The organism is Rhizobium sp. BK602, assembly GCF_014195095.1.
GTDB lineage: Bacteria > Pseudomonadota > Alphaproteobacteria > Rhizobiales > Rhizobiaceae > Rhizobium.
Genome location: NZ_JACIBC010000003.1, coordinates 198987 through 221986 on the forward strand (window position 1 = coordinate 198987; position 23000 = coordinate 221986).

General features: G+C 61.9%; 19 protein-coding genes. 12 read left to right on the top strand and 7 right to left on the bottom strand.

Annotation, left to right across the window (positions count from 1 at the left end; all coding sequences use genetic code 11):
• Positions 1–13: 13 nt before the first annotated feature.
• The 3 genes from FHX11_RS11335 to FHX11_RS11345 all read left to right on the top strand — a co-directional run bounded on the left by FHX11_RS11335 (position 14) and on the right by FHX11_RS11345 (position 3659).
• Positions 14–1264: a cystathionine beta-lyase gene (locus FHX11_RS11335; RefSeq protein ID WP_184357722.1), complete on the top strand. Its 1251-nt coding sequence runs from the start codon at positions 14–16 to the stop codon at positions 1262–1264.
• Positions 1265–1421: 157 nt separating this feature from the next.
• Positions 1422–2315: a hypothetical protein gene (locus FHX11_RS11340; protein WP_246780961.1), complete on the top strand. Its 894-nt coding sequence runs from the start codon at positions 1422–1424 to the stop codon at positions 2313–2315.
• 279 nt (positions 2316–2594) lie between these two features.
• Positions 2595–3659 (top strand): glycosyltransferase, encoded by a 1065-nt coding sequence (locus tag FHX11_RS11345; protein WP_184357723.1) that lies wholly within the window; start codon positions 2595–2597, stop codon positions 3657–3659.
• Between the two features lie 30 nt (positions 3660–3689).
• On the opposite strand, the gene FHX11_RS11350 is transcribed toward FHX11_RS11345, so the two are convergent.
• The 3 genes from FHX11_RS11350 to FHX11_RS11360 are packed head-to-tail and all read right to left on the bottom strand — an operon-like array spanning position 3690 to position 7670.
• Entirely contained in the window at positions 3690–5087 is a 1398-nt protein-coding gene (locus FHX11_RS11350; RefSeq protein WP_184357724.1) for an LLM class flavin-dependent oxidoreductase, read from the bottom strand.
• A 37-nt stretch (positions 5088–5124) separates the two neighbouring features.
• On the bottom strand, positions 5125–6192 hold the full coding sequence (locus FHX11_RS11355; protein ID WP_184357725.1) for an ABC transporter permease: 1068 nt from the start codon (positions 6190–6192) through the stop codon (positions 5125–5127).
• Complete coding sequence (locus FHX11_RS11360) at positions 6189–7670, bottom strand: sugar ABC transporter ATP-binding protein (protein ID WP_184357726.1); 1482 nt, start codon at positions 7668–7670, stop codon at positions 6189–6191. The genes FHX11_RS11355 and FHX11_RS11360 overlap by 4 nt, the downstream gene beginning before the upstream one ends.
• Before the next feature lie 227 nt (positions 7671–7897).
• On the opposite strand from FHX11_RS11360, the gene FHX11_RS11365 reads away from it, so the two are divergent.
• Both FHX11_RS11365 and FHX11_RS11370 read left to right on the top strand, forming a co-directional pair.
• Positions 7898–8944 (top strand): substrate-binding domain-containing protein, encoded by a 1047-nt coding sequence (locus FHX11_RS11365; RefSeq protein ID WP_184357727.1) that lies wholly within the window; start codon positions 7898–7900, stop codon positions 8942–8944.
• Between the two features lie 85 nt (positions 8945–9029).
• Complete coding sequence (locus FHX11_RS11370; RefSeq protein WP_184357728.1) at positions 9030–10241, top strand: acyl-CoA dehydrogenase family protein; 1212 nt, start codon at positions 9030–9032, stop codon at positions 10239–10241.
• A gap of 66 nt (positions 10242–10307) precedes the next feature.
• On the opposite strand, the gene FHX11_RS11375 is transcribed toward FHX11_RS11370, so the two are convergent.
• Positions 10308–11525, bottom strand: a complete 1218-nt coding sequence (locus tag FHX11_RS11375; protein ID WP_184357729.1) for an SfnB family sulfur acquisition oxidoreductase — start codon at positions 11523–11525, stop codon at positions 10308–10310.
• A gap of 221 nt (positions 11526–11746) precedes the next feature.
• Here FHX11_RS11375 and FHX11_RS11380 point away from each other — a divergent pair, with 221 nt between their 5' ends.
• Both FHX11_RS11380 and FHX11_RS11385 read left to right on the top strand, forming a co-directional pair.
• The gene (locus FHX11_RS11380) at positions 11747–13033 is read left to right on the top strand and encodes a DUF763 domain-containing protein (RefSeq protein ID WP_184358198.1); all 1287 of its coding nucleotides are present in this window, start codon (positions 11747–11749) and stop codon (positions 13031–13033) included.
• Positions 13034–13200: 167 nt separating this feature from the next.
• Entirely contained in the window at positions 13201–14139 is a 939-nt protein-coding gene (locus FHX11_RS11385; RefSeq protein WP_246780962.1) for an NADP-dependent oxidoreductase, read from the top strand.
• 54 nt (positions 14140–14193) lie between these two features.
• On the opposite strand, the gene FHX11_RS11390 is transcribed toward FHX11_RS11385, so the two are convergent.
• A complete protein-coding gene (locus tag FHX11_RS11390; RefSeq protein ID WP_184357730.1) occupies positions 14194–16530 on the bottom strand; it encodes a glucose/quinate/shikimate family membrane-bound PQQ-dependent dehydrogenase in 2337 nt (778 codons plus the stop codon).
• 357 nt (positions 16531–16887) lie between these two features.
• Between FHX11_RS11390 and FHX11_RS11395 the strand changes: the two genes are divergently transcribed.
• The gene (locus FHX11_RS11395; RefSeq protein WP_184357731.1) at positions 16888–17076 is read left to right on the top strand and encodes a hypothetical protein; all 189 of its coding nucleotides are present in this window, start codon (positions 16888–16890) and stop codon (positions 17074–17076) included.
• A 36-nt stretch (positions 17077–17112) separates the two neighbouring features.
• Here FHX11_RS11395 and FHX11_RS11400 read toward each other — a convergent pair whose 3' ends face one another.
• Positions 17113–17997: a LysR family transcriptional regulator gene (locus tag FHX11_RS11400; RefSeq protein ID WP_184357732.1), complete on the bottom strand. Its 885-nt coding sequence runs from the start codon at positions 17995–17997 to the stop codon at positions 17113–17115.
• 114 nt (positions 17998–18111) lie between these two features.
• Between FHX11_RS11400 and FHX11_RS11405 the strand changes: the two genes are divergently transcribed.
• Positions 18112–18297: a 4-oxalocrotonate tautomerase gene (locus FHX11_RS11405; RefSeq protein WP_184357733.1), complete on the top strand. Its 186-nt coding sequence runs from the start codon at positions 18112–18114 to the stop codon at positions 18295–18297.
• A gap of 98 nt (positions 18298–18395) precedes the next feature.
• Here the strand turns inward: FHX11_RS11405 and FHX11_RS11410 are convergent, their stop codons facing one another.
• Positions 18396–19601: an ROK family transcriptional regulator gene (locus tag FHX11_RS11410; RefSeq protein ID WP_184357734.1), complete on the bottom strand. Its 1206-nt coding sequence runs from the start codon at positions 19599–19601 to the stop codon at positions 18396–18398.
• Between the two features lie 271 nt (positions 19602–19872).
• On the opposite strand from FHX11_RS11410, the gene FHX11_RS11415 reads away from it, so the two are divergent.
• The 3 genes from FHX11_RS11415 to FHX11_RS11425 all read left to right on the top strand — a co-directional run bounded on the left by FHX11_RS11415 (position 19873) and on the right by FHX11_RS11425 (position 22947).
• Entirely contained in the window at positions 19873–21144 is a 1272-nt protein-coding gene (locus FHX11_RS11415) for an extracellular solute-binding protein (protein ID WP_184357735.1), read from the top strand.
• A gap of 67 nt (positions 21145–21211) precedes the next feature.
• The gene (locus FHX11_RS11420; RefSeq protein ID WP_184357736.1) at positions 21212–22096 is read left to right on the top strand and encodes a sugar ABC transporter permease; all 885 of its coding nucleotides are present in this window, start codon (positions 21212–21214) and stop codon (positions 22094–22096) included.
• Complete coding sequence (locus FHX11_RS11425) at positions 22096–22947, top strand: carbohydrate ABC transporter permease (RefSeq protein ID WP_184357737.1); 852 nt, start codon at positions 22096–22098, stop codon at positions 22945–22947. Before FHX11_RS11420 ends, FHX11_RS11425 begins: the two co-directional genes overlap by 1 nt.
• Positions 22948–23000 lie beyond the last annotated feature (53 nt).

Genomic DNA, 23000 nt, shown 5'->3' on the forward strand with positions numbered 1-23000 from the left:
CAAGGCAGACCCCATGGCAGATGACAATAAGGATGCTTCGCCCGCTCTCGGTCCCAATACCAAGCTCGTCCGGGCCGGATACGATCCCTTCGACTATCACGGCTTCATCAATCCGCCGGCAGTGCGCGCCTCGACGGTTCTCTTCCCGACGGCCGAGGCGATGGAGCGGCACGAGCAGAAATACACCTATGCGACGCGGGGAACGCCGACAACCGATGCGCTCTGCGATGCGATCAACGAACTCGAGGGTGCGGCAGGAACCATCCTGGTGCCATCCGGGCTTGCCGCCGTCACTCTGCCGTTCCTGACCTATCTCTCACCAGGCGGCCATGCGCTGATCGTCGATTCCGTCTACGGCAACGTCCGGCATTTCTGCGACACGATGCTTGCCCGTTTCGGCATCGAGGTGGAATACTACGATCCCGGTATCGGCGCGGCGATCGAAACGCTTTTCAAACCGAATACAAAGCTGGTGCATCTGGAGGCGCCTGGTTCCAACACCTTTGAGATACAGGATGTGCCCGCCATCACCGCCGTTGCCCAGCGGCATGGCGCGATCACGACCATGGACAATACCTGGGCGACGCCGCTCTATTTCCGGCCGCTCGATTTCGGTGTCGATGTCTCGATCCAGGCGGCAACGAAATATCCGGCGGGCCACGCCGACGTCCTCATGGGCACCGTCTCGGCCAATGCAAAACAGTGGAAGCGCCTCAGGCAGGCCAATGGCGCGCTCGGCATCTGCGGAACCGCCGACGACGCCTACCAGGTGCTGCGCGGATTGCGCACGATGGGCGTCAGGCTTGAGCGCCATCAGGCGAATGCTCTCGACATCGCGACCTGGCTGGAGGCGCGCGACGATGTCGCGCGTGTGCTGCATCCGGCCTTGCCGAGTTTTCCCGGCCACGACATCTGGAAGCGGGATTTCAAGGGCGCAAGCGGGGTCTTTTCCTTCGTGCTTTCCGTTGGACGGCGGGAGGATTTCAAAGCCAAGGCACGGGCCTTCCTCAATGGCCTTTCACTGTTCGGGCTCGGCTATTCCTGGGGCGGTTTTCCGAGTCTGGCGCTGGAGGTCGATCTGAGCGACCGAATCCTGTTGAAGCCACCGGAGGAGGGGCCTCTGCTGCGCCTTCAGATCGGCTTCGAGGATGTCGCCGATCTCAAGGCCGATCTCGAGAAGGGCTTCGCGGCGGCGAAAAGGTCTGATGGCCCTTCAGACGGTCCCGCGGCCGTTTCTCCACGAGGTCTCGGTCCATTGATGTGATGCACGCCGCCGGGCTCCACCCGGCGCATTGTTGATATTGCAACGTGGCGTCATTCAAGCCGGTGGTGGTTTCAGCTTTTTATTGCAATTTTGGCCATTCCTATATAGGGCCACATCTCATTAATGGGTCTCAAATTTCAAATCTAAAATTTCAAAAATGAATTTCGAGCAGGCAATCATTCGTAAGTCCCCACCGCGTAAGAAACATAGTGCGCTATTCCGGTTGCTTCTTCGCCACATCGTCAGGGGTGTGGTCGCGGGAAAGCAAGGAGAGAAGGAGCATTCTCTCTTTTCCAAAAGCATTTCCGGAGATTTTCCGAGTAGCGGCAACGTCATACTGGCGGCCTGCAACGACGATTATTTCAGAAGGTTTGCGATCGACCTTGTGCGTTCGGTCGATTCACATGGGGTTCCTCAGAAGCTACATCTTCATTTGCTGGAGCCGTCTCAAGCTGTCCTTGAGGAGGTCGCTCAGTTGCAGACCACTCTCGGGCACGTCCAGCTTACGACTACCATCGATCCGTGTGTTCTCGCTGAAACGATACCCTACCGTACCGTCTACTACACGGCAGCCCGTTTTCTCTTGGCGCCCATGCTGCTTAGGGAAGGTGTCGATCGACTGCTGATCATCGATGTCGACGCCGTCATGAACAAGTCGCCGTGGCAGTTCTTCGGCAATCAGGCGGCCCTGCGAAGCGGTGGATTCATTTTCCGGCGTGAAAAACGCAAGCACTGGTATCGCGTGCTGGCGTCGGCGGTTTTCCTGAACAGCTCCGTCGGATCCGTTCGTCTCGCGGAAAGCCTCGCTTGCAGTCTGGCTCGAACCCTGAAATACAAGCCCCGGTATCACATCGACCAGATCCTGCCGTACTATATCTGCGAACTGGCCAAGCACCGGTTCTGGGATTTCGCGACCTTCGACATTCCAAAGGAAATCATGGGTTATTCCTATGAGAGCGAAGCCGCGTTCTGGACGGTGAAAGGAAAATCCAACATCGATCAATTCCTTACGGAACGTCACAAGCTCCTCTCCTCTCGCGAGGCATCCTGACTTCGCGAAAGCGGATTAGCGACGGTGACGAGGGGCTTGACGGCCTCCGACAGCGGCCGAGTGTATAAGGCGAATATGCCCCGGGGCCATTCTAATGCCACAAAGCTGGCGAGGCTCGCGTTTCTACAGACGATACAAGCTCATCTTCGCCACCCGTGGGTAGCATGTCTGTAGCGGCCGCTTCAGCATCTGGAGGGCTGTGCTTCCCGAACGGGCTTTCCACAGGACCTGAATGAGAAGGTTCGCCGCGACCAAAGCAGAATTGCGAGGTTCAATGCGATGCAGTCCATCCCAGACCGTGCGCCAGTTTCCATCATCATCTCGAATTACAATTACGCACGCTTTCTCCGCCGCGCTGTCGATAGCGCGTTGGAGCAGACTTACGACAATGTCGAGGTCATCGTCGTCGATGATGCGTCGACCGATGAATCGGCCGACATCATAGCCTTCTACGGATCGCGAATCCGGGCCTGCCGAAAAAAGACCAATGGCGGGCATGGCGCGGCGTTCAATACCGGCTTTGCCGAAAGCCACGGCGATATCGTGCTTTTTCTCGATGCCGATGATTATCTCTATCCGAACGCGGTGGCGGACATTCTCGATGCCTGGGACGACGAGATCGCCCAGATGCAATTCCGATTGCACATCGTCGATGAGGACCAGGAGATCAAGGACGTGTTTCCGCCCCCGGAAATGCCGTTCGATTCCGGCGACGTCATGCCGAAGCTTCTGCAAAGAGGGCGCTACCAGACAACCGTGACCAGCGGCCTGGCGTTCAGGCGCGCGGCGCTGGAGGCGGTCATGCCGGTTCCAGAGGCCGATTTCCGCCAGGGCGCGGACGGCTATCTGGTCACTGTCGCGCCGCTTCACGGCAAGGTGGCATCGATCGAAGCCTGCCTCGGCGCCTATCGCATCCATGGCGCCAACCATTCGGTCTTTGCCGAAAAGCTCGGCCAGCGCGCGCGCTGGCGCATGGAGCATGATTTCCATCGGGTGGAAGCCCTGTCGGAGCAGGCGGCCGAGGTCGGACTGGTCGTGCCGCCGGATGTCACGCTTCACGATCCCGTGCATCTGGAGGAGCGGCTGGCATCGCTTTGCATAGACCGGGCACACCATCCCATGGTCAGCGATTCCAGATTTGCGCTGGGCCGGGCCGGCGCGGTCGCCAGCATGGAAATGAATGCTTCGCTGCGCCGCCGTACTATGCTTGCGGCATGGTTCCTGTCCGTCGGCGTGCTGCCGCGGCGCATGGCGCAGGCGGTCCTATCCTGGAAGCTCGTTGCCTCGTCCAGGCCCGCCTTCCTGCTGCGGATTTCAAAAACCATCCGCCATGCGATCGGCTAGGGCAACAGGAATAGCGGCGCAATCGCGCCGCTATTCCGCAGCCCCCCTGATGGCCGGTGCCTCTCCGAGATTGCGGTAGCTGGCGCCCGGATGCGGGGCTTGCAGCCTTGGCCCCTTGCCGCCGAGCTTTTCCCGCAGCGTTCCCTGACGGTACGCCGTCTTGTAGACGCCGCGCTTCTGCAGTTCCGGCACGAGCAAATCGACGGCATCCTCAAAGCTTTCCGGCGTCACCGCATAGGCGAGGTTGAAGCCGTCCACATCCGTATCCTCGACCCATTCCTGCAAGAGATCGGCGACCGTCTGCGGCGAGCCGACGAAGACCGGGCCGAAGCCACCGATGCCGACCCAGTCCGCCATCTCGCGCACGGTCCAGACCTTGTCAGGGTCGATGGTCGTAAAAGTCTCCACAGCCGATTGCACGGCGTTGGTATAACGGTGCCGAAGTGGCTCGTCGGGCGCGAACTGGCCGAAATCGATGCCCGTCCAGCCGGAAATCAGGGCCTGCGCGCCCTCATAGGAGACATATTTCCGGTATTCGTCGAATTTCCTTTTCGCCTCGGCGTCCGTCTCGCCGAGGATCACGGTCTGCAGGTTGAAGGCGAGGATTTCACGGGGATTGCGGCCGGCCCGTTCCGCCGCCTCGCGGACATTGGCGACGTAACGCTTCAGGACCGGCTTCGAGGGTGCGGCGACGAAGATGCATTCGGCATGCGCGCCGGCGAAATCCTTGCCGCGGCTGGAGGCGCCGGCCTGATAGAGCACCGGTGTCCGCTGCGGCGAGGGTTCGCTCAGATGAATGCCAGGCACGGTGAATTGCTTGCCCGCATGACGGATCGGGTGAACCTTGTCCGGATGGGTGAAGATGCCGGTCTCGCGGTCGCGCACCACGGCGCCATCCTCCCAGCTTCCTTCCCATAGCTTGTAACAGACTTCGAGATATTCCTCGGCGAGATCATAGCGATCATCATGCTTCGTCTGCGCGGCCTGGCCGATATTCAGCGCACCGCTGTTGAGATAGGAGGTGACGATGTTCCAGCCGACCCGGCCCTTGGTCAGGTGGTCGAGCGTCGAGATGCGGCGGGCAAAGGTGTAGGGATGCTCGAAGGAGAGCGACGCCGTCAGCCCGAAGCCGAGATGTTCGGTGACATAGGCCATGGTCGGAATAAGCTGCAGGGGGTCGTTGACCGGCACCTGCGCCGAATGACGCAGGGCCGCGTCGACATTGCCGTTCAGCACGTCATAGACGCCAAGCACGTCGGCGATGAACAAGCCGTCGAACTTGCCGCGCTCCAGCGTCTTGGCGAGATGGACCCAATAATCGAGGTCCTTGTATTTCCAGGACTGGTCGCGCGGGTGCCGCCAGAGGCCAGGCGACTGGTGACCGACGCAGTTCATGTCAAAGGCATTCAGCCTGATTTCGCGGCTCATTTTCAGCTCCTTGTGGGGTCGGAGGGTAGGCGGGATGTCAGGAATTGGAGCGGCCGAGGCCGTAGGTCAGCGCAAGCGCCCCGACGAGCACCGCGCCCTTGACGAAATCCTGGGTGTAGTAGGGGGCGTTCAGCATGGTCAGCCCGTTGAGCAGCACGCCGACGAAAACCGCGCCGACCAGCGTGCCGAGCACATTCGGACGGCGCAGGCCGAGTACCGCAAAGCCGATCAGCGAGGCAGCGACGGCATCCATCAACAACGAGCCGCCGGACGAGACATCGCCACGGCCGACGCGGGCGGCGATAACGATGCCGCCGAGCGAGGCCAGCGTGCCGGATATGACATAGGCGAGGGTCTTCAGCCGCGTCGTGGAGGCACCGGCGAGCCGCGTTGCCACTTCATTGCCGCCGGTCGCAAACAGCAGCCGGCCGATGCGCGTCCGCTCGGTGAGCACGAACAGTGCCAACGCGACAAGGATCATGAGGATGACCGAAACCGGCACCGTTCCGAACAGGCTGTAGCGTCCGATCAGCAGGAAGCTGGGATCATAACTGCCGGCCGCCTTGGAGCCATCGGGCAGGATCAATCCGGAAGAGATCGAACGTCCGGCAGTCGGAATCAGCTGCAGGCCGGACAGCAGGAACATCATCGACAGCGTCGCCAGCAGGTCCGGCACCTTCAGACGGACGATGATAAAGGCATTGATCAGGCCGACCGCCGCGCCGAAGGCCAGCACCAGCGGCACGGTGGCAAAGGCATCGAGCTGCCAGACGATCATCGCATAGCTCGCGGCCATGACGCTGGAGGCGGCGACCGCGCCGATCGAGAGATCAAACCCGCCGACGGCAAGCGTCACGGTAACGCCGGCGCCAAGAATGGCGACGACAGAGACCGCCTGCAGGATGCTCATGAGATTGCCGACATTGATGAAGGCGGGCTGGGCGGCGGTGAAGCCGACGATGAGCAGGGCGAGCAGGATGAAGACGGCACCCGACCGCAGCACGGCGCTGACGCCGGCGAGCCAGCCGCTGGCCGGGTCAGCAGCAGACGTCGGCTCGGTGCGCTCCACCGGTTGCGAGAAACTGTCATTGTCGACGGATGTCATGCGGGGATGTCCTCGATAGTATGTGGGTTTGCCGCCTCGCTGAGGGGCGTCAGGCTGTGCCGGTCGATCACGAGAATGCGGTCGGCTACCTCATAGGCCTCCTCCGGATCGGAGGTAGCGATCAGGGTGGCGCGGTCGCTTTGGCGGCGGATGGCCTGGATGATGTCGTGCCGGGCGCCGACATCGACGCCCTGGAAGGGTTCGTCGAGCAGCAGAAGCCGGCTGCGTTCCGCTTCCCAGCGGGCGAGTACAACCTTCTGCTGATTGCCGCCCGATAGCGTCCAGACGGAGGCGAGGGGGCCTGGTGCCTTGATCCTGAGGCGGTCGATTGCCTTTTCCGCCTCCCGCCGCTCGCGATCACCCCACAGGAAGCCGCTCGGAAACCAGCGTGCGAGATGCGGCAGGCTGATGGTGCTGGCGACGGAATTGCCCGGCCAGGCGAGCGGCATCAGCGATGAGCGATGGCGGTCTTCCGCAGCCATGGCGATACCGGCGGCAATCGCCTCAGCCGGATTTTTCGGATGATAGGCCTTACCGTCGAGCTGCATGTCGCCCTCGGCGAGTTGCGTCAGACCGAAAATCGCCGACAAAAGCCGGCTCTTGCCGGCGCCGAGCACGCCGGTGATAGCGACGACTTCGCCTTCTCGCAGCGAGAGATCGAGCGGGGCGGCATTTACCAACAGACGCGCATTGCGCATTTCGAAGACCGGTCTGCCGCCAATACTGCGCACGTCAGGCCGCGCCGATTGCAGCTTGCGGCCGATCATGGTTTCGATGGCGGCGGGAAAATCGATCGGCCGCTTGAAGGCGCCGACGACGCGGCCACCACGCATGACCAGCGCCCGATCGGCGATCGCGTCCAGATCCGCCGTGCGATGGGAAATATAGAGGATCGCCAGTCCCTGGCTCTTCAGCCGCAGGAGGATATCGAAGAGACGACGGCTTTCCTGGCCGGAAAGGCTCGCCGTGGGTTCGTCGAGGATCAGCAGGTCGGCCCGGTCGGCCAAAGCGCGCGCCACCGCCACCAGTTGCCGATCGGCGGCCGGGAGATCGCCAAAATCCCGGTCGAGGGGCAAGGAAAAGCCGGCGATCTCCAATATGGCTCGGGCCCTGGCGCGAAGACCGGCACGCGAAACAAAAAACGGAACCCGCCGGTCGGCGAAGCGCGGCAACAGCAATGCGTCGGCGACGGTAAGGCCGGGAGCGCCGACGAGATCGGTCGATTGATGGACGGTGACGATCCCGGCGCGCGTTGCCTCCGCCGGGGTTGCCGGTGTGAAGCCGTGCCCCTTGAAGCGGATGGCGCCGCCGTCGGCCTCAAGCGAGCCGGACAATATCTTCACCAGGGTCGATTTGCCGGCGCCATTGGCACCCATCAACGCGACGATTTCACCGCGCTCGATGGAAAGGCTCGCATCGGCGAGCGCGCGCGTCGAACCAAAGCTGCGCGTGAGATTTTCGACTTGAAGCAGGGGCATGCGATGTCTTCCGGTTTCTCGGAATAATGCCCCGGCGCGTAGCCGAACTTCCAGGCACGGCATTTCCGGGACGAAGGCGAAGGTGGAACAAAGAATCTCCGGAAGGGGCAAAAATCAGATCATTTACTCTACTAAAAACATAGATATTATTTCTAATAGATTGACGCGTCGCCGGGCAACCCTGTCCGTCAGACGACGCTTTTCGATCGACCATAAGGAACACGGCAATGAAATCTCTCGTACGGCTTGCCCTGTCTGCTGCCGTCATTCCCTTCGTCCTCTTGCAGCCGGCCCATGCGGACGGCATCGCCGGCGCACCGGCTCCCTTCGATAAAGGCGGCGTCAAGTTGGCGCTGATCAGCTATATCTCCGCCGGCGACTTCTTCCAGGCCTATCAGGCGGGCGCGGAGGCGCAGGCCAAGGCGCTGGGCATCGATCTTCGCGTCTTCCCGGGCCGCCAGGACGCCGCCGAGCAGCGAGAGCAGATCCTGCAGGCCGTCAATCTCGGCGTCAGCGGCATCGTCATCGATCACGGCCTGCCGGAATCGCTTGGCGACGTCGTGCAGCAGGCGCTCGACAAAGGCATCAAGATCGTCGCCTTCGACGTCAACCTCAACAATCCAAAGATCCCGCAAGTCGAACAGAGCGACCACGAACTGGCGCAGCAGGCGCTCGACCAGGCGGCGAAGGATAATGGCAAGAGCTTCGCCGCAGGCTATGTCTACGTCGCAGGCTTCGCGCCGCTCGACCGCCGCAACGAGATCTGGGACAAATTCAAGGCCGCCAATCCGGGCGTCGTCGAAAAGGCGCGTTTCGGCAATGTCAGCGACACGACGGCCACCAGCACGGCCGATCAGGCAAAGGCGGCGCTGACGGCCAATCCGGATATCAAGGTGGTCTTCGCGCCCTATGACGAGTTCGCTCGCGGCGTGAAGCTGGCTGCCGGCGACCTTGGCGTCTCCGACAAGATCAAGATCTATTCCGCCGATGTCTCCACCGCCGACATCCAGGAGATCATCGAGCCGGGCAGCCCCTGGGTCGCGACCGCCGCCACCAATCCCGCCGTCGTCGGTGCCGTCTCGGTGCGCGCCGCCGCCCTGCAGATCGCCGGACAGGACGTGCCGCACCAGATCACCGTCAAGCCGACGCTGCTGACCCAGGAAAGCCTGCGCGCTGCGGGCGTGAAGACCATCGAGGATCTGGCTGCCAAGATCCCGGCCTTCAGCACCAGCGACGCGGTGACGGCGAGCTGGATCCCAGCCAAGCTGTTCTGAGCTTCACGATAGGACGTGTGCGGCGGGTCATCTTCGGGCCCGCCGCATCATCACTTCAAGCGATCGATGGATCGGGAGTTCCCACATGAGCAAATCCAATGTCGTCTTCGCCGTCAGCCATGGCACCGGGCGGGATGCGTTATTTTCAACTGCGACGGAGATTTCGGCCGATTTCGCGAAGCGCGCGGCTGAACTCGACCTCGAAGGCCTGCCACCGCTGAAAGAGATCATCCGGCTGAAGAACTCCGGTCTCCTCAATGCGCTGCATGCCCCGCAGATCGGCGGCGGCGGCCTGAACTGGGTCGATGCGTTGAAGCTGGTCCGCATCATCTCACGCGGCGAAAGCTCACTCGGCCAGCTTCTCGGCTACCACTTCGTCAACAGCCAATATATCTATTGGGCGATCGAAGACGCGGCCCGCGCTCATGCGCTTGGCGCAGAGACGGTGGCAAAGAATTACTATTGGGGTGCCGCCGTCAATCCGCGCGATCCGGGACTGGAACTGACGCGACGCGGCAATAGCTATGTGCTCAACGGTCGCAAGTCCTTCTCGACGGCCGCCCATATCTCCGACTACATCAATGCCAATGCCGCGCTTGACGGCAAGGTCGCGAGCTTCGCGGTGCCGACCAACCGTCCCGGCTATATAGCCAATGACGACTGGGACAATATCGGCCAGCGGCTCTCCGACAGCGGTACCGTCGAATTCCGCGATTTCCCGGTCTACGAGGAGGACTTCATCGCGCCGCCCGTCGCGCCGGATGCGGCTCCGCCGGTGCTTTCGACCTTCAACACCCCGTTGATCCAGCTCGTCTTCGTCAATTTCTACCTCGGCACCGCAGAAGGCGCTCTGCAAGCCGCACTCGATTATGTACGCACGACGACGCGGCCCTGGATCACCTCCGGCGTCGAGAAGGCCTCAGACGACCCCTATATTCTTGAGCGGGTGGGCGAATTCACCGCGGCGTTGAAGGCTTCGGTCGCACTCGCCGACAGCGCCGCCGAGGCTGTCCAGGCGGCTCTGTCGCGCGGCCGCGATGTGACCGCACGGGAACGTGGCGAAGCAGCGGCGGAAGCCTATGCGGCAAAGGTCCACGCCACCAATGTTTCGCTCGATATCACCTCGCGCGTCTTCGAGCTGACTGGTGCCCGCTCCACGGCGTCGAGCTACCGGTTCGACCGCTTCTGGCGCAATGTCCGCACCCACACGCTGCACGATCCGGTGTTCTACAAGGCAAAGGAAGTCGGTGAATTCGTCCTGAACGACAAGATTCCAGCGGTCAGCCTCTATAGCTGACCGGCATCCTCCCAAGATGCAAGAAAAGCCCGCTCCGGCGTCGGAGCGGGCTTTTTCGTTGGGAGCTTACAGCGCGCCGTTCTTGGGTGGCGTCACACCGTTCAGATGATAGTTGCCCACCACATGATATTTCCAGCGCACGGGGTCGTGCAGCGTGTGAGTACGCGCATTGCGCCAATGGCGGTCGAGATTGAGGCCGACGCGGACGGATGATGTGCCGGCCAGCTCGAACAGCGTGTTGGATGCCTCCAGCGCGATTTCCGTGGTCAGCACCTTGGCGGCCGCCACGGCAAGCGTTGCCGCTACGACATTGGCCTCGCTAGGATCGATCTGGGCGATATCGACCTTCAGTCCCGCGCGCTCGACAAGAGCGGTTGCCGCCTCGATCCGGATGGCGATCTGCCCGATCCTGGCGATGGTCAGCGGATCGTCGGAGGCGCGCTCGACGCCGCTATCCATCCAGGGACGCGAGGTGTTCCTCACGAAGTCGAGCGTCTCGGCAAAGGCGGCGCGGGCTATGCCGAGATCGACACCGGCATGAATGATCTGCCCGACGGAGCCGATCGTCGTGGGACGTTCGAAGCCCTTGTGGTGAGAAACGACGGCGTCGGCGCGAACATAGACATTGTTGAGGATCGTCGTGCCGCTGCCGGTCGTCCGCTGGCCGAAGCCGTCCCAGTCGTCGACGATCTCGATGCCTTCGGTGCCGCGCGAGACGAAGGACATGGTCAGGTGGTCGTTCTCGTCGAGCGCGAAGATCGTGATCCAGTCGGCGAAGATGACGCCGGTCGAATAATATTTGCGGCCGTTGATGCGGTAACCCAATCCTTCGCGGGTGATGCGGGTATTGTAATGGCCGACGGTTTTGGTGCCTTTTTCGGACAGCGCATTGCCGAAGCGGTCGCCGGCAAGCGCCCGGCCGAAGAAGAAGCGCTTCTGCTCCTCGCTGCCGTCAACGCGCAGCGCTTCGAGAATATAGAAATGGTTCTGCGGTATCTGCCCGATCGAGCCGTCTGCCTCGGCGAGAATGGCGGTAACCTCGGCCAGAACCGCGTTGGAGACATCGAGCCCGCCATATTCGGAGGGAACGGTGATCGACAGCAGGCCCGATTGCGACAAGGCATCGAGCTCCTGATGAGGCAGCAAGCGGTCGATGTCGCGGCTGGAGGCCGCCGTGGCAAACTGCTTCGCGAGTGCGCGCGCCGCTGAAATTGCCTCCTCTTCGCTCGCCAGTCGGGCCGCCACTGGGCGAATTCGATCTGTCTGTTGCACGGCTAGATCCATCTGCGCTCTCCTAATTCCAGCGGCCTATGGGTGCCGGATGTCGATGCGGAAGATAAGGGCGTAAATTCTATAGATAGACTCTATTATAAAAAGTTTTTCGGCCATGTGGCCGCGAGGCCGGCGGTTCGGAGCGCAGCAGGGCGCCGCCAATGAAATCGCCGCATGGCGCAATCCGGCGTCAGCGATTACAATGCCTTTTCCTGAGACGGAGACTGATGAACTTGGTGCAACGCGCTGGCAATGCTGATCTTCCGCTGCATGGCGGGAGGGTGCCACAATGGCTCGGCCTACGGATGACGCGCCTCGGCGCCGTCATCACCGAAGCGATCGTGCAGCATTACGGGCGCGACGAATTCCTGCGCCGGCTTGCCAATCCTTTCTGGTTTCAGTCCTTCGGCGCGGTCATGGGCATGGACTGGCATTCATCCGGGATCACAACCAGCGTTCTTGGCGCGCTGAAGCGCGGATTGACGCCGCTTGCCGGTGAGCTTGGCATCCATGTCTGCGGCGGCCGCGGCTCGCATTCACGCAAGACTCCGGAGGAACTGACCGTGATCGGCGAGCGCGTCGGCATCGATGGTGCGGCCCTTGCGACGACCAGCCGGCTGATCGCGAAAGTCGACAGCGCCGCCCTGCAGGACGGCTTCGATCTCTATCTGCACGGTTTCATCGTCACCGACGACGGCAAATGGGTCGTCGTGCAACAGGGCATGAATGACGGCAGGCGGCAGGCGAGGCGCTATCACTGGCAATCCGAGGGGCTGACGAGCTTTCTCGATTCGCCGCATGCGGCGATCGAGGGGCGGGAGCAGGGAGAGATCATCAATCTCGCCGACCGGCGCGCCGAACGCTCGCGCAGCGGCCAGCTCGATCTGCTGGCGTCGCTCGGGCCGGACCGGATCGTGCGCGAGGTTGCCGCGCTGGAAGGCCAGCCGGCAACCACCGCCAACGCGGATGCGCAGCCCATGCTGCCGCACCTGATCATGCCCGCGCATCACGACGTGCGCGAAAAAGACGTCAATATGCGCCGGCTGCACGGAAACCTGGCGGCCGCGGCCGATCGCGGGCCGGCGGATTTCAGTGAGCTGCTGCTGACGCCCGGCGTCGGCGCGAGAACGGTCAAGGCATTGGCGATGGTTGCCGAAGTCGTGCATGGCGCGCCCTGCCGCTTCTCCGACCCCGCCCGCTTTTCGCTCGCCCATGGCGGCAAGGATCGCCATCCCTTTCCCGTGCCGCTGAAAGTCTATGACGAGACCATCAGCGTCATGAAATCCGCGGTGCGCAAGGGCCGGCTGGGCCGGGACGAGGAATTGCAGGCGCTGAAGCGCCTGGACGATCAATCCCGCATGCTGGAACGCTATGTCACGGGTCCGGACCTCAAGGAGATCGTCGCCGGCGAATTCGACAAATCGCATCTTTTCGGCGGACGCAGCGTGTTCGGCTGGGAGCCTCCTCCCTTGGGAGAAGATGAGGCGATCGGAAGACCTGCGCAGCCACCCAAAGGCTGATGTGTTGCCCATTGGCATGTCCTTCCTCCACGCTCAAAATCGATTGGAAGATGCGTGCGGCAAGCGACGATGATCCAAGAGACCGGACCGCCATAGCGCCGAAGGGAACATAATCCTCGCCCACTTGTTGAAGCGTCAGGCGATCGACACTCAGGAGGATGGAACCTATGAGCATCATGAAAGCCGTGCGTATCCACTCGTTCGGCGGTCCGGAGGTTCTTCGCGTCGAGGAGATCGAGCGTCCCGAGCCCAGGATAGATGAGATCCTGATCCGGGTCGAAGCGGCCAGCGTCAATCCGATCGACTGGAAAATGCGCGAGGGACATTATCCCGCGGTCCAGGAAGAGGACTTGCCCTATGTGCTTGGGCGCGATGTCTGCGGCACGGTGGAGAAGGTGGGTGAAACCGTCGCCGCCTTTCGCCGCGGAGACGCGGTTTTTGCCTTTCTCAATCCAAGACACGGCGGCTATGAACAATTCGTCATTGCACGGCCCGAGGAAGTGGCGCCGAAACCGCGTGCCATGAACCCGGTAGAGGCCGCGGCAATCCCGCTCGCCGGGATAACCGCCTGGCAGGGGCTGTTCGAACATGGCGAGCTTCAAGCCGGTCAACGCGTCCTGATCCATGGCGGCGCCGGCGGCGTCGGCCATCTAGCAATCCAGTTCGCCAAGGCCAAGGGCGCCTGGGTGGCGACGACCGTCTCCGGCGACGATCTGGAATTTGTCCGCTCCCTCGGCGCCGACGAAGTCATCGACTATAGACGGGAGCGTTTCGAAGACAGGCTCGAGCCTGTGGACCTGGTGTTCGACCTCGTTGCCGGTGAAACGCAGCACCGATCCTTTGGCGTGGTGAAAACGGGCGGCGCGCTAGTCTCGACGCTCTCCCAGCCCGACAGGACCCAGGCAGCGGCCCTCGGCATCCGCGTCCTGCGCTACACGGCGCAGCCGAATGGCGCCCAGCTCGCGGAGATCGGCCGCCTCATCGAAGACGGTAAGGTGCGCGTGGAAGTCCGGCGGGTCTACCCGCTGGAGCAGGCGCCCGCCGCGCAGGAGGCCATTCGCATGGAACACAACCGCGGCAAGATCGTCCTGCGCGTCGAGCATTGAGCAGCCTGCGACAACCGCAGAGAGCCGATGCCATCGGCTCTCTCCGTATCCACATCAAGGCAGCCGGTAGGCGATCACATAGTCGCCGGGCTTGGTGCCGACAGATCCGTGACCGCCGGCGACCATCACCACGTACTGCTTGTCGTCGCTGCCGGTATAGGTCATGGGCGTCGCCTGGCCGCCCGCCGGCAGGCGTGCCTCCCAGAGCTGGCGCCCGCTGGTGACGTCATAAGCACGCAGATAATCGTCGACCGCGGCCCCCAGGAAGGCGACGCCGCCCTTGGTGACGATCGGGCCACCGATGCCGGGAACGCCGACCTTGAAGGGCAGGGGCAGGGGCGTCATGTCGTGGACGGTGCCGTTCTTGTGCTTGTAGGCGATCTTGCCGGTCCTGAGGTCGGCGCCGGCGACATAGCCCCATGGCGGCGCCTGGCAGGGAATGCCGAGCGGCCCGAGGAACGGCCCCATATAGACCCCGTATGGAGCACCTTCGTTGCGGTTCAGCCCCTGCTCGCTGCCCTTTTCGCCCTGGCCCTTCGGCGGGATTTCCGCGCGCGGCACCAATCTTGAGGTGAAGGCGAGATAGGTCGGCATGCCGAACATGATCTGGCGTTCCGGATCGACGGCGACGCTGCCCCAGTTGAAGGTGCCGAAATTGCCGGGATAGATGATCGAGCCCCGCAGCGACGGCGGCGTATAGCGTCCTTCATATTGATGCCGGTGGAAGGAGATGCGGCAGGCGAGCTGATCGAACAGCGAGACCCCCCACATATCCTTTTCCTGTAGCGGAGGCGGCGAGAAGGTAAGGTCCGAGATCGGCTGCGTCGGCGCTGCATGGTCCTCGGGAATGGTGCCGCCCGGCGCGGGTATCTCCTTGAAGGGGATCAGCGGTGCGCCGGTGCGCCGGTCGAGCACGTAGATATCGCCCTGCTTCGTCGACGCGACGAGCGCGGGGACGACGGAACCATCAGCCTTGGTCATGTCGAAGAGCACCGGCTGGGCCGGCACATCCATGTCCCAGAGATCGTGATGCACGAATTGCTGCACCCATTTGAGCTGGCCGGTATTGATGTCCAGCGCCACGACCGAGGAGGAGAAGCGCTCGACATTGGCGCTGCGGCCCATGCCGAGCTGGTCAGGCACCTGATTGCCGAGCGGCACGTAGATCAACCCGAGCGTCTCGTCGACGCTGGATACGGACCAGCTGTTCGGCGAGTTCGTCGTATAGGTTTGTCCGGCCGGCAGGGGGGTGGTCTGATCCGGATTGCCCGAATCCCAGTTCCAGATCAGCGCGCCGGTATTGATGTCGAAGGCGCGGATCACGCCGGATTGCTCCTGGGTCGAATAGTTGTCGTTGACGGCGCCGCCGATGATGATCTTGCCCGCCACCGCGACCGGAGGCGAGGTCGAGTAGTAATAGCCGGCGGGATTGTATTTCATGCCGGTTTCGAGACGCAGCACGCCCTGGTCGGCGAAGCTCGTGCAGACTTTGCCATTGGCGGCATCGAGCGCGATCAACCGGGCATCGGATGTCGGCAGATAGACACGCTCGGCGCAGGGGGCTCCGGCGGCGGCGGCCTGATCGCGGTAGTAAGTGACGCCACGGCAGGTCTGGTGCTGGCGGTCGGGATTCATGCCGGGATTGGAGTCATATCGCCATTTTTCCTTGCCGGTCTGGGCATCGAGGGCGATCGCCAGATTGTGCGGCGTGCACAGATAGAGCGTGTCACCCACCTTGAGGGGCGTCACCTGATAGGTGGTTTCGCCGATATCGTCGGGACGCTTCACGTCGCCGGTCTGATACCGCCAGACCTCTTTCAGATTGGCGACATTCTGGACATTGATCTGATCGAGCGGCGAATAGCGCTGGCCGTAGGGCGTGCGGCCATATTGATGCCATTCGCCGCTCGGCACATCGCCGCCCGTCGGCGCATTGGCCACGGCATCGGCCGGCAGGTCGCCGGAAAGATCGTGCGGATCCGTGGTCATCGAATAGCCGGCAACGCCGATGGCCGCGATGAGCGCGATCGCCAGCGGCCAGGGATTGGCGCCGTAGTGCACGCCATCCAGGCTACGGAAACCGAGCGGCCTGCGAATCCAGGGCGTGATCAACCAGAGGCCGATCAGGATGATCAGGCCACCGCGCGGCCCGAGCTGCCACCAGTCGAAACCGACCTCCCATATCGCCCAACCGAGCGCCGCGAGCACGAAGATCGCATAAAGCCAAAGAGCGGCCGGCTTGCGCAAGGCCAACAAGATCGCCGTCACCAGGAATGCGAGACCGGCGAGCAGATAAAAGACGCTGCCGCCGAGCAGGACGAGCCACGCTCCGCCGCCGCCGAGCGCCAGCCCGATGAGCGCCAGAATGAGCGATGTGATTCCAATGGCCATGATCTACTCCAGTCTATTCGCCGAGTTGACAGTGTTTGATCGAGGACGCGCGGCACCGATCGGCCATGAACTTCATGGAGAACGGATATCCGGCCAAGCCGAAGGTCGGGAAGGGTATAAAGGTCGTAACTCGAGTGTGACGGCTCTTTGCGCTTTCGAAGCGATTCATCGAGTCCCCCAAAAGAGCGAAACCGGAGCCTGAACGCCATGATTGCAAAAATGTTCCGTTCCCGCGAGCGGTTCAGGCGCACAAACAATTCATTAACGGACGTAGTTAATTTTTTAACAACTTTTGCAGATACTAATGGAAGTGGATGCAGGATCAAGGGGTTCTGCGTCGCGGCAGGAGGAAACGCGATGAATTTCAAGATTGTCACCGCCCAGTCGGAAGTGGAAACCGACGATACCGGCACCTATCCGGATGGCTTCGTGGAACACAATCGCGTCGACGTATCGGCAAGCCGGGAAAGGCCGCAGCGCAGGGCATACGAGCGCGACTATGGCGCCGGCAAGAGGAAGGCGCCGGTTCCGGTCAGCCTGATGTAGTAGGGCGGCCTGCTGACCGGCTTCACAGGAGCACGGTCAGCCGAAGCGCGCGACCAGAAAATCGATCGCGCTGCGCAGCATCGCGGTCGGGCGGCGATCCGGTGCGTAGACGAGATGCATCGGCGTCGGCTGATACGACCATTGCGGCAGAACGGCTTCGAGCCGGCCGGCATCGAGGTCGCCCGCCAGCAATATTTCCGGCTGCAGCACGATCCCCGCGCCATGCAGCGCCGCCACGCGAAGGGCCGCTCCCTGGTTCGTCGTGAAGCGGCTTTTCACGGCAACTTCGCAGGCCTCTCCCTCCGGGCCGACGAGATGCCATAGCCCCTGCAGGCGCCAGTAGGAATGGCCCAGGCACATGTGCTCGCTCAGTTCCTGCGGTGTGCGCGGCCTGCCGGCACGCTCGAGATAGGCCGGAGAAGCTGCGAGAATCCGTCGATATGGCCGTAAGGGACGCGCAACCAGGCTCGTATCCTGCAGATCGCCGATGTGGATGCCGAGCTCATAGCCTTCCCGGATCAGATCATGTGCGCGATTGTCGAGAGCGAGATCGATGCTGACCTCGAGGTTCCGATGCAGATATTCGACAAGGGCCGGTACGAGGCTCTCGCTGCCGAAGCTGACCGGCGCGACAAGCCGCAATCGGCCGCGCGGCGTGGCCTGCAGCTCGGATGCGCTCGCCTCGGCAAGATCCACCTCTGCAAGAGCGCTCCGGCATCTCTCATAATATAGCCTTCCGACTTCCGTCAGCTGGTGCCTGCGCGTGGTGCGATGAAGAAGCCGGGCGCCGAGGCGCTGTTCGATAATGCGGATATGCTTGGCGACCATGGTCGCGGATACCTGGCTGGCATCGGCGGCGGCGGCAAAACTGCCGAGCTCGACCACCCTGACAAACATCGCCATGCCCGCCAACTTATCCATGATTAAACACCATATGGTTTGGAGTGAAGCAATTCAGGCATTATTTATCACCGTTTCGGTTTGCAACATACTCCCGGTGCCTTTCATCCAAGGCGTTTTGTCAAAGGAGTTCTTATGCCCATCCTACGTTTGGAAATGCATCCGGGACGCACGCAGGAACAGAAGCGTGCCTTCGTTCGCGAGGCGACCAGGGTTGTCGTCGAAACGCTCGTCTGCCCGCCGGAATCGGTGGAGATCGTGATCAGCGAAGTTTCGAAAGAAGCCTGGGCGACCGCCGGCAAGTTGAAATCCGACAGTTGATGTCGATGACGGAAGCGGGGCGACCGGGGCCATGATGAGGAAACGGGCGGGCTGACGGATTTCGTCGGCACGCCCGCTATCGACCGCTTGTCCGGCTTCTATGCGACGGAAGTCTTTGCAAGCGCCTCGCTGCTTGCCGATGTTCCGCCCGATGTTTCGAAATCGAAAAACTTCTGCGTGACAAGAGCGGCGGCGCCGCGTGCCCAGGAATTGTCCTCCCAATCCGGGAGCAGCGGCGGAGCAGTGCGAAAGGTATGAGCGGCCAGGGTTGATCGCAGCGGCCCGAACAGTGCATCGCCGAAGGAAACGGCTTCGCCTCCGACGACGATCACCTCGGGATCGGTGACGTTGACGAGATTGGCGAGTGCCTTGCCGATGCCGGTCCCGGCTTCCGCGAGAATATTGACGGCGGCGGGCTCGTCTTCCTTCGATGCTTGAAGCATCTCCGCTAAGCCAAAGTCATCATTGCGGTTTGTTCTCTCTCTCCATGTGCGGAGCATTGAGACCTGCGAATGGTAGGCCATCAGGCAACCGCGTTTGCCGCATTCGCAAAGGCGGCCACCTTCCTCGTGCAGCACATGGCCGAACTTGCCGGCAGCGCCATTGGCGCCGCGATAGAGCTTGCCCTCGATGATCAGGGAACAGCTGATGCCGACGCCGATCGCCATGACGGCCATGTTACGGTGTTGTCTCCCCAGCCCGAAAAGCTGTTGGGCGATAGCATAGGCGTTCGTATCGTCTTCGAGCCAGACCGGCACCTTGACCTTCTGCGCCAGAATGGAGGCGAGGGGAACATTGTTCCAGGCGAAACGATGGCTGCGCACGCAGGTGGTCTGATCATTGTCGATGACACCGGGCATCGAAATGCCGATGCCGGCAAGCTGCGCGTTCGGCCGCGCGGCATATTGGACGAGCAGGGGGACTGCCGCCGCAAGCGTCTTGGCGACATTTTCCGGATCGCGGTCCGCAAGGGTCAGCCGCATGGAGCCGAGCGGGCTGGTGGCAAGGTCGGTGACCACGCATTCCACGGAATCGACCATCAGCTTAAAGCCGATCGCTAACCCATTGGCATAATTGATTTCCACAGGAATCGGACGCCGGCCGGCGAGCCCGGCCACCGCCTTGCCCTCGCTGACATGACCTTCCTCGATCAGATCCGCGATGACGAAGGTGACGGCGGCCGGGCTAAGGCCGGTAATCGTTGCAATCTCCGCACGGCTTTTCGGCCCTTCCTGTCGCAGAAGGTTGAGAATGAGCCGCCGGTTCAGGGCGCGCGAGGTGCTCTGGTCGCCTTTCAGCTTCACGATGTCTCTTTCTTAATTTTGTAAATTAATTATTGCGTCTGTTTCGAACTTATGCATAACTTCCCTTGTCGATCAACATCCGGCCCGTGCGCAAGCACGAAGAAGTCAGAAAAAGGGACTCATCGTTTCTCGAAGCCGTTCATCCGGGCAGCCGCATCGCTGCCTCGGCGGGTTCGTTGCGACCATGTGTCCGAAGGCAAGACGCTGGGGGGCGTTCTGCAGGCTCACAGGCTGAGGGTGAAGATAGGTGTTACAAAGGGAGGATTTTCAAATGACTTTCAATTTGCTTGGAAGGCAAGCAAGCCGTCGTAGCTTTCTCAAGGGAGCAGGGGCGGCCTCAGCCGCCGCGCTGGCCGGTTTCCCGATGCCGGCGATCGCGCAGGCGCAGGACATCAATATCATTTCCGACGAGAACAATGCCGATGCGCTGGCGATCCTGCGCAAAATGGCGGAGGATTTCGGCAAGCAGGCCGGCGTCAAGGTCGTGATCAACAATATGGACCATGAGGCCCATAAGACCGCCATCCGCAACTATCTCGTCGCCGGTGCACCGGATATCTGCTTCTGGTTCTCCGGAAACCGCATGCGCGCCTTCGTCAAGCGCGGTCTTTTCGACGATATCTCCGATCTTTTCGAGAAAGAGAAATACAAGGATGTGCTCGGCGCGGCGGCCGGTTCGGTTACCGTCGACGGCAAGCAATACGGCCTGCCGACCGGAGGCACGCTCTGGGGCATGTTCTATCGCAAGGACGTCTTCAGCCAGCTCGGCGCCACGGTGCCGGCAAGCTGGGACGATTTTCTCGCTTTCGGCGCGAAGTGCAAGGCCGCCAATCTGACGCCGATCGCCATGGGCACCAAGGAACTTTGGCCGGCAGCCGGCTGGTTCGACCAGATGAACCTGCGCATCAACGGTCTCGACAAGCATATGGCGCTGATGAACGGCGAGATGAGCTATCTCGACCCGGCGCTGAAGCCGGTGTTCGACCAGTGGGAAACCCTGATCAAGCAGGACTTCTTCACGCCCAACCACACGTCCTTTGGTTGGCAGGAAGCGGGCGCACTACTGGCGCAGAAGAAGGCCGGCATGATGAACCTCGGCGCCTTCGTCCGCTACGCCTTCCCGAAGGAGGACCTCGATCAGCTCGCCTTCGCGCCGTTCCCGACGATCGATGCGAAGGTCGGCCGTTTCGAGGAGTTCTCGCTGAATTCCGTTCATATCCCGGCCAACGCCAAGAACAAGCAAGGCGCCCGCGAGTTCCTGAGCTATTTCTATCGCCCGGAAAATCTCGGTCCCTATCTCGAACCCGGCGGCAATGTTCCGCCGCGCAACGATCTGCCACCGAGCAAGGACCCGCTGGTCAACGCCGCTGTCGAAGCACTGAAGACGGTGCAGGGCACCTCGCAATATTACGACCGCGACAGCGATCCCGACATGGCACAGGCCGGCCTCGTCGGCTTCCAGGAATTCATGGCGAAGCCCGAACGGCGGAGCGCGATCCTGCAGCGCCTCGAAGGTACGCGTAAGCGTATCTACAAGCTCTAACCTTTCCTCCCGGCGGCCGGGAGGCGGGGCCGCTGCTCCGCCTCCCCATTTCGAAAGAGGATTTCAAATGATGATATTCTGGCGCCACCATCGCTGGTGGCTGACCCCCGCTTTGCTGATTTTACCCGCGGCCGTCCTGTTTTCCGTCGTCATCCTGTGGTCGGCGCTGGAGAGCATCTGGATCAGCCTGCATGAATGGGATGGTTTCAGCCCAATGACCTGGATCGGCCTCGGCAATTACGTCGAGCTGTTCAACGATCCGCAATTCTACGTATCGCTGAAGAACAACCTTATCTGGCTTGTCATGTTCATGGCCGCGCCGCCGCTCGGACTGGCGATCGCGCTTCTCGTCAACCAGAAGATCCGTGGCATGCGGCTGATGAAGTCGCTGTTCTTCATTCCACTGGTGCTGGCCTCGGTTGCCGTCGGTGTCGTCTTCACCTGGGTCTACACGCCGCAGCTCGGCCTGCTGGCGTTGATTTTCGGCTTCTTTGGCGCGACCGCGCCGGCTGTCCTGTCGGACGAGCATTTCGTGACCTTCGCCATCGTCATCGCAGCACTCTGGCCGCAGATCGCCTTCTGCATGGTGCTTTATCTCGCCGGCCTCAACAATTTGAGCGAGGAGCTGATCGGCGCCGGCCGGGTGGACGGGGCGAGGGGCTGGAACATGCTGCGCCACATCGTCCTGCCGCAGCTGACGCAAGTCACCTTCATCGCCATTGCCGTCACCGTCGTCGGCGCGCTTCGCTCCTTCGACATGGTCTCGGTCATGACCCAAGGCGGGCCGTTCGGCTCCTCGCAGGTGCTGGCCTACCAGATGTTCGAACAGTCGATCTTCTCCTATCGCTTCGGCTATGGCGCGGCGATCGCCTCGGTGCTGTTCGTGATCATGGCAGCGTTCATCGTCTGGTATCTCTCGCGCATCATCCGCATGGAAGAAAGGGGGGCCTGATGTATCCGCGCCCGATCCCCGAAGATGCCATCTGGCATCGCCGCTTCTATTTTACCGCCGTGCTCGCCATCCTGATCCTCTGGCTGTGCCCGCTCTTTGCCGTCATCCTCACCTCCTTCCGTTCGACGCAGGATGTAATGGGCGGCAATCTCTGGGGGTGGCCGACACAGTTCGGCCTGGTGGAGAATTATACGTCTGTCTTCACCCAGACGCCGATGGCCCGCTATTTCCTCAACAGCCTGATGATCACGATCCCCGCCGTCGCCGGCGTGCTGGTCCTGAGCACGCTCGCGGGCTTCGTGCTGGCGCGTTATCGGTTCCGTGGCAACATGCTCGTCTTCGCGCTCTTCGTCGGCGGCAACTTCTTGCCCTACCAGATCATGATGATCCCGGTGCGCGACTTGATGGTTCGCGTCGGCCTCTATGATACGCCGGCCGCGCTGATCATCTTCCATATCGCCTTCCAGACCGGCTTTGCGACGCTGTTCATGCGCAACTTCATCGCCGCGCTGCCGGACGAGCTGTTCCAGGCGGCGAGGGCGGAGGGGGCTTCGCCCTTCCAGACGCTGGTTCATGTCGTCGTTCCGCTGGTTCGCCCGGCGCTGGCCGCGCTCGCGATCCTGATCTTCACCTTCGTCTGGAACGACTATTTCTGGGCCGTGGTGCTGACGGTCAGCGACACGGTCAAGCCGGTGACCGCCGGTCTTGCCAACCTGCGTGGCGAATGGGTTTCCGCCTGGAACCTCATCTCCGCCGGCACGATCGTCGTCGCGGTCCCGCCCGTCATCATGTTTTTCCTGATGCAGCGGCATTTCATCGCCGGGCTCACCATGGGGGCGGTGAAGGGATGATGACCTTGTCCAACGCGTTCGCCAATCGCCCCCTTTGTGCCAATCCTTCTTTT